Origin of the sequence: uncultured Chitinophaga sp., assembly GCF_937898475.1 — a bacterium.
Taxonomy (GTDB): Bacteria; Bacteroidota; Bacteroidia; order Chitinophagales; family Chitinophagaceae; genus Chitinophaga.
This window is the reverse complement of the sequence record NZ_CALEJS010000015.1, coordinates 436,810-452,136: the sequence shown is the minus strand read 5'-3', so window position 1 is coordinate 452,136 and position 15,327 is coordinate 436,810. Positions and strand designations below refer to the sequence as shown.

The window sequence follows — 15,327 nt, the reverse complement described above, 5'->3', positions numbered from 1 at the left end:
ACATTTAAACTTCAAATGCCATAGACTGGATATGAACAAGTTCATCAGAAATATAGTCGGTTTTTCGCTTAAGAATAAACTGTTCGTATTTATCGCAACATTAACGCTGATCATTTCGGGGATTGTAGCATTTGTGCATACACCGATAGAAGCGTTCCCGGATGTTACCAATACACAGATCATCATCGTTACCAAATGGAACGGGCGCAGTGCACAGGAAGTAGAACGCTTTGTAACGCTGCCGGTGGAAGTGGCGATGAACGCAGTACAGAAGAAAACCAGCGTACGCTCGGTTACCATGTTCGGCCTCTCCGTGGTGAAGATCATTTTTGAGGATGATGTGGAAGATTTCTTCGCCAGGCAACAGGTGAACAACATGCTGCAAAGCATCAGCCTTCCTGAAGGCGCCGACCCGGAGATACAACCGCCCTATGGCCCTACCGGTGAAATATTCCGCTATTACCTGAAAAGCGACCGCCGTAACTCCCGCGATCTGCTGACCTACCAGAACTGGGTGATAGACCGCCAGCTGCGCAGCGTACCAGGAGTAGCGGATATTGTGGCTTTTGGCGGACAGGACAAAATATATGAGATAGAGGCTGACCCGGTAAGACTGGCTAAATACGATATCACGCCGCTGGAACTTTACCAGGCCGTTACCAAAAGTAATATCAACGTAGGCGGGGATGTGATCGAGAAGAACGGTCAGGCGTATGTGGTAAGGGGTATCGGTTTACTGAACAGCATAGCAGATATAGAGAACATCATCCTGGATAATATTAACGGCACTCCCCTGCTGGTGAAGAATGTGGCCACCGTGAGGGAATCCTCGCTGCCACGGGTAGGCCAGGTGGGACTTGATAAGGAGGACGACCTGGTAGAAGGCATCGTAGTAATGCGAAAAGGGGAAAACCCGACAGAAGTATTAGCCCGGCTGAAGGACAAGATCAGGGAGTTAAACGAAACCATCCTGCCCGGAGATGTAAAGATGGTCACCTTTTACGATCGTGATAACCTGATGGAGTTCTGTACCCATACGGTGTTGCACAACCTGGTAGAAGGTATCCTGTTTGTAACGGTGATCGTCTTCATCTTCATGGCGGACTGGCGCACCACGCTGACGGTATCTATCATCATCCCGCTGTCGCTTTTGTTCGCGTTTCTCTGCCTGCGGCTGAAAGGGATGACCGCCAACCTGATCTCTATGGGCGCTATCGACTTCGGTATCATCATAGACGGGGCGGTGGTAATGGTGGAAGGCATCTTCGTGATGCTGGATCATAAGGCGCATAAGTATGGCATGGAGCGTTTCAACAAGCTGGCGAAGATGGGATGGATCAAACAGACGGGCGGTGAACTCGCAAAAGCCATCTTCTTTTCGAAGCTCATCATCATCATCTCCCTGATCCCCATTTTCTCCTTCCAGAAAGTGGAAGGCAAGATGTTCTCACCGCTTGCGTGGACATTGGGCTTTGCCCTGCTGGGTGCACTGCTGTTCACGCTTACACTGGTTCCTGTGCTGACCTCCATCCTGCTGAAAAAGAATGTGAAGGAAAAGCATAACCCCGTGGTGAAGTTCTTTGACCGTATTGTAATGCGCGGCTTCAACTGGACCTATGGGCATAAACGCCTGAGCATGGTGATGGCCTTTGGCTTCATGTTCCTGACCTTCTTTTCCGCCCGCTGGCTGGGTACTGAATTCCTGCCCCAGCTGAACGAAGGTTCGCTATGGGTTACCACAGAGCTGCCCATGAGCATGTCGCTGACGGAAAGTGTGAAAATGGCGCGTGCCATCCGCCAGGACCTGGGCGGTTTCCCGGAAGTAAAGCGGGTATTGTCGCAGGTAGGCCGTTCCAACGACGGCACCGATCCCAACGGATTCTACTTTGTACAGTACCAGGTAGACCTGGCCGCCAAAAAGGATTGGACACGTAAGATCACTCAAGATGAATTGATCAGCCAGATGGAACAAAGGCTTAAGAAATACCCGGGCATTATCCTCAACTTCTCCCAGCCGATCAGTGACAACGTATCTGAGGCTGTGGCAGGCTTCAAGGCGGCCAACGGGGTAAAGATCTACGGAGACGACCTGGAGAAGCTGGAAAGCCTCTCACAGCAGGTGGTTGCACAACTGCAGCATGTACAGGGTATACGCGATCTGGGTGTGATCAGGAATATTGGTCAGCCGGAGATGAGCATCAATCTGCATGACAACATGATGGCGCTGTACGGCGTGAATACTGCCGATGCACAGGCGGTAATAGAAATGGCGATAGGTGGTAAAACAGCTACCCAGCTGTATGAAGGTGAAAAGAAATTTGATATACGCATCCGTTACGACGCCAATTACCGTAAAACGGAGGAAGACCTGCGTAACCTGATGGTGCCCACCCAGGGCGGCAATAAAGTGCCGTTGAAGGAAATTGCCACCATCAAAACCATTACCGGTCCGGCATTCATTTACCGGGATGGCAACAAGCGCTTTATCGGTATCAAATTTTCTGTGCGTGACCGGGATCTGGGCAGCACCATTGCAGAAGCCCAGCGTAAAGTAAGGGCGGCCATAAAGCTGCCTAAAGGCTACAGTGTTGGCTGGACGGGTGAATTTGAGAACCAGGTACGCGCCACCGGGCGGCTGGCGCAGGTGATACCAGTTAGCATTGTAGCCATTTTTGTGATCCTGTTTATAATGCTGGGCAGTGTGAAAGATGCGGGACTGATACTGCTGAATGTGCCCTTTGCGCTGATTGGCGGAATACTGGCCATTCATGTTACGGGCATCAACTTCGGTATCTCTGCAGGGGTAGGATTTATCGCACTTTTTGGTATCTGTATACAGAACGGGGTAATACTGATATCGGTGTTCCATAAGAACCTGGAGAACCGCCTGCCCCTGAATGAGGCCATCCGCCTGGGCGTAGAATCGAGGGTAAGACCGGTGGTGATGACTGCCCTGATGGCTGCCATCGGTTTGATACCCGCGGCGGTATCCCATGGCGTGGGCTCTGAAACACAGAAGCCGCTGGCTATAGTGGTGATCGGAGGTTTGATAACAGCGACGGTACTGACGCTGCTGATCTTCCCGATCATATTCTACGGGGCTTACAAGAGTAAAAAAGATACGATGTAATAATAGCTGCTGGCTATTGGCTGTTAGCCGGATGGCACTGATAATAAAAGAAACTACTGGTTTTAGTTCGCATATAGGTTGATAGAATGGAACATGCAAATGCAGCTACAGGAGAATCTCGAACTTCCTGAACTGGTTTCATGCTCAATTACTCCGCCCTGCCGTAGAAGAAACAACGCGGGGCGGATTCTTTTTTTCTGCATGCCGGTAGTTGAGGGGTGCAGCAAAGAAACCCTACCTTTGTAAAGGCAAAACGTACCACTCGTCAGGTAAAAGCTGCATCAGGTGTAAGTATTCGGCGTTAACTGTTACCAATCACTAAATTGCCGCATGAACATCTATAGGGTAATAACCAGGTATAAACTGCATCACGTGCTATTCTGGCTGGCTTTCTTTGCGGTATGGCTGTTATTGCGGATTGACGCCTATCCTTCAGTGGCAGCCACTATCCGGGCGGGCATATTAAAGGTGGTGACCCTGGCCGGGGCGGTATACTTTACCAACTATGTGCTGATACCCAGACTATTGTACCGCCAACGTTATGCAGGCTTCTTCCTGTCCTTTACTGCACTGATCATATTTACCGGCTGGCTGGTGATACAGGCGCTAAACCTGGTGCTAAGGCCCTATGCCGCCAGCATCAGCCAGTGGCCCAACAGTAACCTGAACAGCCAGCTGTATGATGTGTATATACCGCTCTTCTTTATGGTAGGCGCCATTGCGGGCATCCAGTTCTATATAGACCAGCTGAAAACGCAGCACCGGCTGCAGAGCGCCCTGAGGGCCAGCGCTGAGCAGGAGCTGCAATACCTGAAAGCGCAGATCAACCCGCATGCGCTGTTCAACTCTCTCAACGCCGTTTACTTCCTGATCGATAAAGAAAATAAAGCCGCCCGGGAAATGCTGATGCAGTTTGCCAACCTGCTGCGCTACCAGTTGTACGACAGTAATACGGATACCATCTCCATTGAAAAGGAAGCGCAGTATGTGGCCAACTATGTAGCTATCCAGCAGATGCGGCACAACGAAAACTGCGAGGTATCCTTTTACTGCGATCCGGGTATGCGGCAATTCCAGATCGCTCCCCTCCTGTTGATACCCTTTGTGGAAAATGCCTTCAAGCATGTTTCTGCGCACGTCAATGCGCCCAACAGGGTGAACATCAGCCTGCGGCGGCAGGGCTCCTTTCTGCAACTGGAAACGTACAATACGTGCGAACAAATGCAGCGGGAAAACGGCAAACATAAAGGCATCGGACTGGCCAATGTAAAACGCCGCCTGGAACTGCTGTACCCCGAACGGCACCACCTGCAGATAGACAAGACCGCACAGGCATTTCATGTAACCTTAGACATCCGTATCGCATGAACTTACGCTGCATGATAGTAGACGATGAACCATTGGCCCGGAAAGGCCTGCAGGAATACTGTGCGGATGTGGATTTCCTGGAAGTAGCGGCCGTATGCGACAGCCCCGTAAAAGCCGTGCAGCTGCTGCCAACAACACAGATCCACCTGCTTTTCCTGGATATCCAGATGCCCCGTATCAACGGGCCGGATCTGCTACGCTCCCTGCCCCAGCCACCGCTGGTGATCTTTACCACCGCCTTTCCGGAATACGCCTTACAGGGCTTTGAGCTGGATGTGATTGACTACCTGCTGAAACCCATCGCCTTTGAACGCTTTCTGAAAGCAGCGCTTAAAGCACGCTCCTATTATGAGCTCTTACAAAGGCCTGCCGCACCGGCGGACAATGCCGGGTATTTCTTCATTAAATGCGATAACGGCCTGGAACGTATATGCTTTGAGGATATACTGTATGCAGAAGCGCTGCAGAACTATGTAGTGCTGCATACCCTGCAGCGGAAGTACATTACTTACCTTACCTTCAAGGCAGTAGAAGACTACCTCCCAACCCTGCACTTCCTGCGGGTACATAAATCCTATATTGTTGCACTATCAAAAATAGACCGTATAGCCGGCAGCGATATTATTATCGGTCCGCACTACATCCCTATCAGCCGGCATTTAAAAGAGGAAGTGATGGAAAGAATATTAAAAAATAAGTACCTCAAAAGATGAGTGTCAGTTTGAGGGTTTGAAAGTTTGAAGGTGTCACCATGGGTTGGGCGACTTTCAAACTTTTCAAACGCTCAAACTTTCAAACGTCTATAGTCTCGGGCTGGGCCTTAGCCTTTGTTTGGATTTATTGAAGATCATCTGTCCCTTGTCGATGCCTTTGCGGAGTTGTTCCTGCTCATCGGCGGGCAGTTGCTGGATGGTGTAGCACTCGTCACTGCAGCAGCCATCGTATTTGGCCGCGCATTCCTCGCACTGGATGAACAGCAGGTGACAGCCGTCGTTCTTACAATTGGTATGTGTATCGCAGGGTTTGCCGCACTGGTGGCAGTGGCTGATGATATCGTCTGTAATGCGTTCGCCGAGGCGCTCGTCAAATACGAAGTTCTTGCCTTTGAATTTGTTGGGCAGGCCTTGCTGGCGGGCTTTGTTGGCATACTCTATAATGCCGCCCTCCAGGTGGTATACGTTCCTGAAGCCGTTATGCAGCAGATAGGCAGAGGCTTTTTCACAGCGGATACCGCCGGTGCAGTACATTACGATGTTCTTGTCTTTCTGATCTTTCAGCATATCAACCGCCATGGGCAGCTGTTCACGAAAGGTATCGGACGGCACTTCTATGGCCCGTTCAAAATGACCTACCTCATACTCATAGTGGTTGCGCATATCCACGATGATGGTATCCGGATCGGCGCTGAGCTCATTAAAGGAGGCTGCATCAAGGTATTTGCCTTTGCGGGACATGTCGAAGTCGGGATCGGTAATGCCGTCGGCCACGATCTTTTCTTTCACCTTGATACGCAGTACCCAGAAGGATTTACCGTGATCGTCCACCGCGATGTTGAGACGGATGCCGTTCAGGAAAGGAATGGCATAGAGGGTGTCGCGGAAGGTATCAAAGTTATGCTCTGGTACGCTTACCTGGGCATTCACGCCTTCGCGGGCAACATAGATACGGCCGAAAACTTTCAGCGCATCCAGGGAAATGTAAAGTTGGTCACGAAACGCCTGGGGATCGTCGATCCTTGCGTACTGGTAAAAAGAGATGGTTCTTCTTTTAAATGTTTCTGCTGCAAGACGGCGCTTTAGCTCGTCTGCTGATACTCGGTTGTGTAATGCCATAATGTTTGGAAATTTTAAGGACAGACGCCGGCTGAACAAAATTTCAACGAAAGGGCAAAAATAAGAAAAATAACCTATAACCTTTAACCAACTTCAAACCTCAAACTTCAAACCTTGCCGACCACACCTTTAGCAGGTGAAGGAGCAGGATGGCGGCGGAGCTGATAATCAATATGTAACCGATAAAGCCTAGAGTAACGAAAAGCGGTACATTGTTTCCGCCCCGTGCTACCCCGATACGGGCAGTGAGGCTTAACAGCAAACCAACAAGAAATACGCTGATGGAGATCCGTCTGAGCCATTTGGTACGTGCGCCCAGCCGTTTGATGGAAGTGAACAAATCCTGTTTCATAAGGGGTGTTTTCGGGTTAATCTGAATTCACATGTCGGTGGCTGACGGCAGCCAAACAATGACGAGCAAAGATAACATAATCGTGTTAGGAAAACAAACCACAGCTATGCCATTTTTTGTGGAAGCGCAGGTCAACAACTGACAACACTGCATGAGGCGGAAAGATCAGCGGGAACGGGTAAACGATTGATAATGACCCTCTTGAAAAACGGCATTTGCTTTGGCATTCTTTTTGACTTAAGGGCTTTTAACAAGCAATAAAGTAACCCAAAAAGTGTGATTTATGAGTACAATTATCCTTTCTGTTTTTTACTTCATCCTCGCCTTCATGGTATACCGTGTGCTGGCATATTTTTATGATGACAGCAAAGAGCCCAAGAAACAAAAAAGGCTGAAGGCGTAGTCGCCATTCCTATTAAAAATCAAGTTATTTGAAAGTTTGAGGTTTGAAGTTTGAGTTTTGAGGTTGGTTAAAGGTTATAAGTTGAGCTACAGTCATTCAACCTTCATTAACCGGCTATCATGCACCTGCAACGAGCCTCAAACTTCAAACCTCAAACCCGGTTATCTTCTGAAAAGCGCTCCCCCCAATAATCCCCCGAATCCTGCGCGTACGCCTATACGGGTTGCATCCTGGCTCTGATGGCCTGCAATGATATCCACCCTTATGAGTTTCAGGATATTCTCCAGACCGGCAAATATTTCCACATAGTTATTGTCGCCATTTACATAAAAGGCATTGGCCCCGGCTACCAGGTTCCATTTCAGGCGGTTCAGCAGCGGGATCTTATTGGTTAGCAGCCCATTGAAATGATGTTCCACATTAGCGGTGGTATAGAATTGCGCGATGGTGCTGTAACGGTAGTAGGGCGCCAGCTGGAAGCTGTTCAGGTACTTAATATTATAAAAGGTCTGGTTACCGTTAAAGTGCTGGTAATCAGGAATACCCACCTCCCTGTTATTCAGGAAGCCGCCGGCGCCCAGGCGGTAGCGGAACTCACCCAACAGTTTAAAGTTCATGTTGTCAGACACCTGCGCCCACCACTTATCAAAATCCACATCGCTGCCTGCAACACGGTGTATGCCTTTGCTGTAGTCTATCTCAAAACGGGGATATTTGGAACCGATGGCAAACTTACGGTCGGGGAATTCGATGAAATGCTGCCCGGGTTGAAAACTGAAACTGATATCTGCCACCAGCGCCTGGTGTCTTACAAAGGGCACACTGGCCAGCTCATAGGGGTGGTTAGGCAGAAATTGGCGGCCTGCATCCTTAAACACTACAAAATCGGTGGTATTCTCTACCGGGAGGCGGTCTTCATAGGTGATGCCCGCCTTTATTACCGCATTGTTCTCAAAACGGCGGCGGAATGCCAGGCTGCCGAACCAGTTCTCGTACAGCTTCATGTAATTCCGCTTCAGCAGCAGCGTATATACTTCATTTGTAAGGGCGTCTATCGGGTTATCCTTATTAAACTGTGAAATGCGTTTACCGCCTGCCAGGGTCCAGGTGTTGTTACCAATGCGCTGCCGCAGGCGCGACTCCTGCTCCCAGCTGATCTCCGTATACGCATTCAGGTGGGTATTACTGAAACCGTAGCGCAGATTGGGCGATATCCGCAACGCCTGGTTACGCGGAAGATCCAGTGTCAGACTGGGTTCCACACTTAGTACCAGGCCTTCCACGGTGTTGTATTCCAGCTGGGTAAGCAGGGGTTTTACCGCTAAGCGGTTCGTTACCAGGGTGGTATCGCGGCGGTAATAATAATTATGCTTAACGCCGCTCCAGAGTACACTGAGTGGCGTAACAGGCTTTTGTTTTTTACGCAGGGAATCGATGTGACGGTCAGACACCAGGCTGTCTCTCCGGGCTTTGGCGGTACTGTCTTTCTCCCTGAAATCCTTTACTTCCTCCCTTTCCAGGGGCACTGGCCGTATGCTGTCCCAATAGTGAATGTCCTTGTCGTTAAAGGCGGTATCATACTTCATCAGGATCTTATCAAAATAGCCCGGCGGGAAGTTGGGATGCAGGTTATAGTTTGAATAAACATTCACGAAACTGCCCAGTAGATCAAAGCCAAACTGTTTCATGGTGAGGGTGATCACCTGGTCTTTGGTACGCCATACCGCGCTGTCTACCGGTACATGTATCTGCCTGATCTGCAGGGTGTCCATGATCTCCAGCTGGTAATCGCGTGTAAGCAGCAGGTTGGCGCTGTGTATCCGCCAGTCGTTATCGGTGATGAAGATATACCCTGAGAAAAGGGGTTCAAATTTCCGGCGCGGCGTTACCTGTATCCTGTTCACGGTGCGGCCATCTTCTATAAAAGTACCTTCGAGGTGATATTTATAATACTGCAAGGCGTTATCCGCAATGGGTGATACATAGCCACGGGGACTGAACTGCGTGATCACCGCCTGCACGTTGTTGTCATAGAAATTGATATAGGCGGGGAAGCTGAAGCCGAAGCCGCCACCGCTCTGGCGGGAGGAGATCACCTGCAGCTTGATCTTATCAGGCAGGCGGGCGGATATTTTTGTAACGGATTCCGAAAGGAATACGATGCCTCTGCCGAGGGAGTCTACGCCGATGTCCTGTTTATCCACTTTCTGTCCGAAAAAGCGATCGGGCATATTGCGGAACTTGAACATGCCTTTTATGTATGCGTTGCAGCTGAACTCCGGTACCTGGGCCTTATACACCGGCCGTTTTTTAATGGCCTGGCGGATGATGGCGTAGGCAGGGTCTTCTCCCCCGCCCTTGATGGTCACTTCCCGGATCTGCAGACTGAGGGGCTGTAGCTGGAAGTCCAGCACCTGGTTGCCGGATACATTCACCGATCTTTCCTCCTTTCGGTAACCCATATACTGGCATACTATATTGTAGGCGCCATCGGGCAGTTCCAGCTGGTATTCACCGGCTGCGTTGGTAGTGGTACCTTCCGTGGTACCTTTCACCAGCAGGGTGGCATAAGGCAGGGGCTCATTCTTTTCATTGGTAACACGGCCGCGGATAATGCCGGCTGAACTGCCGGCGGATACACCAAGGAGTGCCAGCAGGATAAGGTATCTCCACATTCTTCAGGCAAAGTTTTCGCTGCGTGCTGTAGTATTACGGCGCAGGGCTTTGCGCAGCTGGCTGCCGGAGAGCGCGCCCATACCGCCTGTCAGGGCGCCGATGATGGAACTTACAATACCAAGCAGGATGGGGTTACGTACTTTCAGGAAGATCTCGCTGACGCGGTTGGCCAGGATGTGATCGTTGCGTACGTCCTGGAAGAATGCCACCAGCATCCATAGCAGGAAGATGGCGATGAAGCCGTTGAGAAAAGCCTTTCCGGGGGACGAGGGGATGGCCAGCGCTACCAGGAATGCAGCGAGGGCAACAGACCACCAGCCCAGGAAGAGTCCTGCGAGATAAGCCAGTGCAGCGATCAGTAATATGGATGCCAGGGATTTCATCTAGTAGTATTTATGTCCGGTTTTATAGATGGAAATTACGGAAACTAATATAAACTATAAAGGAAAAGTATCTTGTGTTTATCGGTAACGGCTTAATTGATAGGTTTTTTTAGACGTGTAGGGACATCTTCTACGGATCGTACTGTACAGGTCCGGATCCAGGTGGTCGGATTTGTCAATAAGCTTCTTTACACGGACACTATCCCTGAAAGTCCAGATGTGGTCACCCGTTTTGCCATCATACAGGGACATGATCAAGGTACTTATCCTGCCAGACATGCTAATGGCCACACCGGGAACACTGAAATTCTCCAGCTGTCCCATTAATACCGCATCTACCTTTAACAAAGCAGCCAGCATCTGTTTATCCATGAAACCGACCTTCTGCAGGCTGATGCCGTTCTTTTCCAGTATTGAATCCGTTACATGGTAATCCTGCACTGATACCCTCCATCTCATCTCATCGTCCATAATAGAGTTATAGAAGGCTTGTTGTACCTGCTTGCTGAAGATGGTTTCCTCACTGATCACCTGCTCTTTGGGCGCCCCCTTCTTGTATTTGATTTCCGGGGAGGTGGTCCGGAAAGGCAGGATCGCAATCAGCTGATGATCGACATAAAATGCGGTATCGGTCTCCGGTGAAGCCTCCTCTTCTTCTATGGTAGTTTCGTGTTGTGCAAAGACAGGTTGCAGCGATAGCAGCAAGATTAAAAAAGCGAACAATGTTTTCACTAACAGGTATAGGTAACAGGTAAAACTTAATTAATTTGAAAGGTGGCGGCTCAGGCTTTGGAAGCTTCCAGGGCCTGCTCAATATCCTGCAGGATATCCTGTACATTTTCCAGGCCTACGGAGATACGGATAAAGCCGGGTGTTATCCCTACTTTGAGGCGTTCGTCTTCCGTCAGCTTGGCATGTGTAGTACTGGCCGGGTGTGAGGCAATACTGCGGCTGTCACCCAGGTTGGCTGTCAGCGTCAGCATCCTCAGGGCATCCAGGAAGCGCTTACCCTGTTCCAGCCCGCCTTTCAGCTCAAAGCAAAATATACCGCCGCCGCCGCTCATCTGCTTTTTAGCGATGGCGTATTGCGGATGCGTTTCCAGCAGCGGGTATTTTACCCAGTTAAGCTGGTGGTGCTCTTCCAGTGCTTTAGCGAGGGTAAAGGCGCTGGCTGAGTGGCGTTCCATTCGCACGTGCAGGGTTTCAAGGCTTTTGCTGAGCACCCATGCATTGAAAGGAGACATGGAAGGTCCGGTGCTGCGGCAGAAGGCATAAATCTCCTTGATCAGCTCCGGTTTGCCTACTACGATGCCGCCCAGTACGCGGCCCTGGCCATCCATCCACTTGGTAGCGGAGTGGGTTACCAGGTGGGCGCCCAGGAGAATGGGCTTTTGCAGCACCGGTGTAGCGAAGCAGTTATCTACATTGAGAATGATGTTATGCTTGTTGGCTATTTTAGCCAGCCATTCGATGTCAACGATATCGAGACCGGGGTTGGCAGGCGTTTCAACGAAGATCATCCGTGTATTGGGCTTGATGAGGGCTTCTACACTGTTAGGATCATTCACATCGAAGTAGTCGTAGGATATTCCCCATTTGGGCAGGAACTTGGTGATGACCGTATGGGTAGATCCGAAGATGGAGCGGGCAGACAACAGGTGATCTCCGGCCTTCATCAGGGCCATAAAGCTGGCGAAGATGGCACTCATACCGGATGCGGTAGCATAACCCGCTTCGGCCTGTTCCAGGGCGCAAACGCGGCGAACAAACTCGTCTACATTCGGGTTACTGAAACGGCTGTAGATATTAAAGTCGGTTTCATCGGCAAAGGTGGCCCTCATCTCTTCCACGTTATCAAAGCAGAAGCTGGATGTGAGGAATAAAGGCGAAGAATGTTCCATTTGCCAGGTCCTTTCAATCTGGATCCTGACAGCATCGGTTTCCGGTTTGTATTGTTGCTCGTCCATCAGACAAAAAAGGTTTGAGGTTTGAAGTTTGAGGTTGGATGTTAGACATTCTTTGTAAGTGGCCGGCTATCAATATTGAACCTGGAACCTTCAACGAACCTCAAACTTTAAACCTCAAACTTCAAACGTATACAGATTATTGATTTACGCGGGTTTCCCACGTCAGCTGAGTGCCTGACTTACGCAGGGTTTCGGCTACGGAGCAGTATTTGTTCATGGATAATTCCACGGCGCGGGCGGCCTTATCAGGGTCGATATTTCCGCTGAGGTGAAATACGATATGGGCTTTTTCCCAGAGGCTGGGCTCTTTGCCTTTTTCACGGTCTCCTTCGATCTCGATGCGGAAATCCGTGATCTCCTGCCGTTGTTTCTTAAGGATCATCACCACATCAATGGCCGAACAGCCACCCAGGCCCATCATGAGCATCTGCATGGGGCGAACGCCATTGTTTTTACCGCCATTCTCTACAGAGGAATCCATGCGCACACTGTGCCCGGTTTCGTCCGTTGCTTCCATATTGAACCCGTCGTCGATCCTTTTTAATGAAATTTTCATGCTTTCCTAAGAATTTAGGTCAAAAATAGGTGAAAGTATGCTGAAAGCAAAACGCAGTTAAGGTTCAATACTTAACGCTTAATGCGAAACGCTGATAAGTGAGGAATAAGGGGTAGCGGGAGCCTTCAGTATTTGCCGTTTTGCTTTCAGCTTTTTTTGTGTAGTTTCGCGCAAATTTTTGGGGGTTGCCTGTAAAGGAATTACATATAAAGGAAGTATTTACATTAGAATCGGGCGCTGAGCTGCCTGAGTTGCGCATTGCGTATCATACCTACGGTACGCTGAACGCGGATGCCAGCAATGTGGTATGGGTATGCCATGCCCTGACTGCCAATTCTGATGTAGCAGACTGGTGGACGGGCCTGATCGGCGAAGGCAGGGTCATAGATCCCGCGCACCACTTCATTGTATGTGCCAATATCCTGGGCTCCTGTTACGGGAGCTCTGGCCCGCTGAGCATCAACCCACAAACGGGGCAACCCTACTATCGCAGTTTTCCGCAGGTGACCGTACGGGATATGGTAAAAGCGCATATCCTGCTGCGCAAACACCTGGGTATTGACAGGATCCATCTGCTGATAGGTGGCTCCATGGGCGGCTACCAGGTACTGGAATGGGCATTGGCAGAACCAGCGGCTATCGGCCGCCTTTTCCTGCTGTGCACCGGCGCCGCTGAAAGCGCCTGGGGCATTGCCATTCACACCGCCCAGCGCCTGGCCATTGAGGCAGACTGCAGCTGGCAGGACGCCAGCGCCCAAGCCGGGCAACGGGGACTGAAAGCCGCCAGGGCCATCGGTATGCTGACCTACCGCAACTACCAGACCTTTGTACGTACTCAATCAGACCCCGACAAGCACAAAACGGATAATTTCCGGGCAGCTTCCTATATTAACTACCAGGGCGATAAGCTGGTGAACCGTTTTAACGCCCAAAGCTACTGGCTGCTGACCAAGGCCATGGACAGCCACAACATTGCCCGTGGCAAGGAAGCAGACATGGGCGCCCTGCTGGAGCAGCTACCCCACCCCACCCTGCTGATGGGTATTACCAGTGATATATTATGTCCGCCGGAAGAGCAGCTCTTCCTGGAACGTCATCTGCCCAACGCTACCTACTATGAAATAGACTCCTCTTACGGGCATGACGGTTTCCTGATAGAATTTGAACAGATCGGCGCCCTGCTGAAAAAGTGGATGGGCGAATAGGCTATGCGCTTTCACCGTAGATTACACCTTAATTACACCAGGATAACACGCGAAGTTTACTAAGGAAACATAAGGAGTGCATTAAGCACTTCCGCGGAAAACAGTCTTCATAAATCAGTTATATTTACAGCATAAAGCATTTCATACGCGTTACCTATGAGATACTCATTTATTGCAGCCTTGCTGTTAACCCCCTGCTGCATGCTGGCGCAAACCCAGGCCGGGGAAGACACGGTTAAGCAAGAGAAAGTTAAAGTTATCCGCCTGGATGCCAAACGTTATAAAGCTAAAGGAGCGGCCTTGCTCCGGCTCTCCGGCATCAAAGTGATCCCCCTCTGCCCGGATACCAGTCAGCTGGGTTACGTGCAGGTAGGCATGACCAACCGGAAAATCCGCGCGGTACCCGACAAGGCTTATACCCCCTATCTCCAGGATTTTGTGAACGCCCTGCTGGGCGGCGTGTATGTACCTTCCGGCAGACAGATGCTGTGGGTGATCAAAGATCTGCGCATTAATGAGACTTCTGAAGTGATGGGCGAACAGGCATTTGTGCGGCTGAAGGCAGCCGCCTACGTTCCTGCAGACAACAGTGAGCACCCCGCCTACCGCCTGCTGACGGCTTTTGATACCGTCCTCATAAGGAGTGGCCTGGACGTTACGGGTAAGCATGACAGGAATATTGCCCAGGCCATGCAGTTGTTCTACCTGGCCTGCGAAGATGCTGCGGGCGCCTATACTGCCAGTACCCCCATGACGGAAGCGGCGCTTATAGACAGTACATTGGGAGCGTTCAAAGCGCCTATTTACCGGGATACTGCTTACAAAGAAGGTATCTATCAAAATTACGGGGAGTTCCTGGCAAATGCACCCGGTATCAGCGATTTTGAGGTAGAGATCAGCAAGCGGAAGAAAATGACGGTCTACGCCAAAGGTCCGGATAGTATCCGCCATGAAATGACCCAGCTGTGGGGTTTATGCTATAAGGGTGAACTGTACAAGTATGATGAGGGAGAGCTGGTGCCGATAGAACGGAAAGGCAATGCTTTTGTACTTTCCAGGTATATGGCAGACATCAACCGGAGGAATAAGTCTATCTTCTGGGGCTCGATGGGCGGGATAATAGGCACCGGTGTCGCTTATACCGCTACAACGGTGCATGCGGCCAATGCGATACCCTGGTTGCTGGAGTACTACCGCCCGGAGGCGACGATGGTGGATGTGGAGACCGGGGAGCTGATGTTTTAGCGGCGGGTAAAGGAGAACCGGCTCATTATACGGCGATGCCCGGTTCATGTTCGATTCATGTTGCACTCCGCCTGGTATAATATCTGTATCGGTAGCCAATCAACGCCGGATGCGTCTCATTCTTCTTAAAGGAATGAGACGAATGCGGGACAGATGCGGGACATATAGGGGAAATACAGGGAGACAACAGGAACATGGATGGGACATGGA

The 15,327-nt window shown here is 50.4% G+C and carries 12 protein-coding genes; 5 read left to right on the top strand and 7 right to left on the bottom strand.

Going from position 1 to position 15,327, the window contains the following annotated elements:
- The first annotated feature begins 31 nt into the window (after positions 1–31).
- From Q0577_RS08700 to Q0577_RS08690, 3 genes are all read left to right on the top strand, one after another.
- Positions 32–3,130: a CusA/CzcA family heavy metal efflux RND transporter gene (locus tag Q0577_RS08700; protein WP_298734928.1), complete on the top strand. Its 3,099-nt coding sequence runs from the start codon at positions 32–34 to the stop codon at positions 3,128–3,130.
- A gap of 330 nt (positions 3,131–3,460) precedes the next feature.
- Positions 3,461–4,498 (top strand): histidine kinase, encoded by a 1,038-nt coding sequence (locus tag Q0577_RS08695; protein ID WP_298734926.1) that lies wholly within the window; start codon positions 3,461–3,463, stop codon positions 4,496–4,498.
- A complete protein-coding gene (locus tag Q0577_RS08690) occupies positions 4,495–5,211 on the top strand; it encodes a LytTR family DNA-binding domain-containing protein (RefSeq protein ID WP_298734925.1) in 717 nt (238 codons plus the stop codon). The genes Q0577_RS08695 and Q0577_RS08690 overlap by 4 nt, the downstream gene beginning before the upstream one ends.
- Positions 5,212–5,298: 87 nt before the next feature.
- On the opposite strand, the gene Q0577_RS08685 is transcribed toward Q0577_RS08690, so the two are convergent.
- The 7 genes from Q0577_RS08685 to Q0577_RS08655 form a co-directional block, all read right to left on the bottom strand.
- Positions 5,299–6,330 (bottom strand): rhodanese-related sulfurtransferase, encoded by a 1,032-nt coding sequence (locus Q0577_RS08685; RefSeq protein WP_298734923.1) that lies wholly within the window; start codon positions 6,328–6,330, stop codon positions 5,299–5,301.
- Positions 6,331–6,430: 100 nt separating this feature from the next.
- A complete protein-coding gene (locus Q0577_RS08680) occupies positions 6,431–6,682 on the bottom strand; it encodes a hypothetical protein (RefSeq protein WP_298734920.1) in 252 nt (83 codons plus the stop codon).
- A gap of 564 nt (positions 6,683–7,246) precedes the next feature.
- On the bottom strand, positions 7,247–9,760 hold the full coding sequence (locus Q0577_RS08675; protein WP_298734918.1) for a DUF5686 and carboxypeptidase regulatory-like domain-containing protein: 2,514 nt from the start codon (positions 9,758–9,760) through the stop codon (positions 7,247–7,249).
- Positions 9,761–9,763: 3 nt separating this feature from the next.
- Positions 9,764–10,144, bottom strand: coding sequence for a hypothetical protein (locus Q0577_RS08670; protein ID WP_298734915.1), 381 nt, complete (start codon positions 10,142–10,144; stop codon positions 9,764–9,766).
- Positions 10,145–10,222: 78 nt separating this feature from the next.
- Positions 10,223–10,876 (bottom strand): hypothetical protein, encoded by a 654-nt coding sequence (locus Q0577_RS08665; protein WP_298734912.1) that lies wholly within the window; start codon positions 10,874–10,876, stop codon positions 10,223–10,225.
- Between the two features lie 50 nt (positions 10,877–10,926).
- On the bottom strand, positions 10,927–12,111 hold the full coding sequence (locus Q0577_RS08660; RefSeq protein WP_298734909.1) for an aminotransferase class I/II-fold pyridoxal phosphate-dependent enzyme: 1,185 nt from the start codon (positions 12,109–12,111) through the stop codon (positions 10,927–10,929).
- Positions 12,112–12,247: 136 nt separating this feature from the next.
- A complete protein-coding gene (locus Q0577_RS08655; RefSeq protein ID WP_298734907.1) occupies positions 12,248–12,667 on the bottom strand; it encodes an OsmC family protein in 420 nt (139 codons plus the stop codon).
- 185 nt (positions 12,668–12,852) lie between these two features.
- Here Q0577_RS08655 and metX point away from each other — a divergent pair, with 185 nt between their 5' ends.
- Both metX and Q0577_RS08645 read left to right on the top strand, forming a co-directional pair.
- A complete protein-coding gene (metX, locus tag Q0577_RS08650; RefSeq protein WP_298734905.1) occupies positions 12,853–13,872 on the top strand; it encodes a homoserine O-acetyltransferase in 1,020 nt (339 codons plus the stop codon).
- Positions 13,873–14,028: 156 nt separating this feature from the next.
- A complete protein-coding gene (locus tag Q0577_RS08645; protein WP_298734902.1) occupies positions 14,029–15,117 on the top strand; it encodes a hypothetical protein in 1,089 nt (362 codons plus the stop codon).
- Positions 15,118–15,327: the final 210 nt, after the last annotated feature.

Bases quoted from the DNA above. Each gene is read 5' to 3' on its own strand.
- Q0577_RS08675 (WP_298734918.1), bottom strand. From the start codon at position 9,760: ATGTGGAGATACCTTATCCTGCTGGCACTCCTTGGTGTATCCGCCGGC.
- Q0577_RS08700 (WP_298734928.1), top strand. From the start codon at position 32: ATGAACAAGTTCATCAGAAATATAGTCGGTTTTTCGCTTAAGAATAAA.
- Q0577_RS08645 (WP_298734902.1), top strand. From the start codon at position 14,029: ATGAGATACTCATTTATTGCAGCCTTGCTGTTAACCCCCTGCTGCATG.
- Q0577_RS08655 (WP_298734907.1), bottom strand. From the start codon at position 12,667: ATGAAAATTTCATTAAAAAGGATCGACGACGGGTTCAATATGGAAGCA.
- Q0577_RS08660 (WP_298734909.1), bottom strand. From the start codon at position 12,111: ATGGACGAGCAACAATACAAACCGGAAACCGATGCTGTCAGGATCCAG.
- Q0577_RS08680 (WP_298734920.1), bottom strand. From the start codon at position 6,682: ATGAAACAGGATTTGTTCACTTCCATCAAACGGCTGGGCGCACGTACC.
- Q0577_RS08695 (WP_298734926.1), top strand. From the start codon at position 3,461: ATGAACATCTATAGGGTAATAACCAGGTATAAACTGCATCACGTGCTA.
- Q0577_RS08690 (WP_298734925.1), top strand. From the start codon at position 4,495: ATGAACTTACGCTGCATGATAGTAGACGATGAACCATTGGCCCGGAAA.
- Q0577_RS08670 (WP_298734915.1), bottom strand. From the start codon at position 10,144: ATGAAATCCCTGGCATCCATATTACTGATCGCTGCACTGGCTTATCTC.
- Q0577_RS08685 (WP_298734923.1), bottom strand. From the start codon at position 6,330: ATGGCATTACACAACCGAGTATCAGCAGACGAGCTAAAGCGCCGTCTT.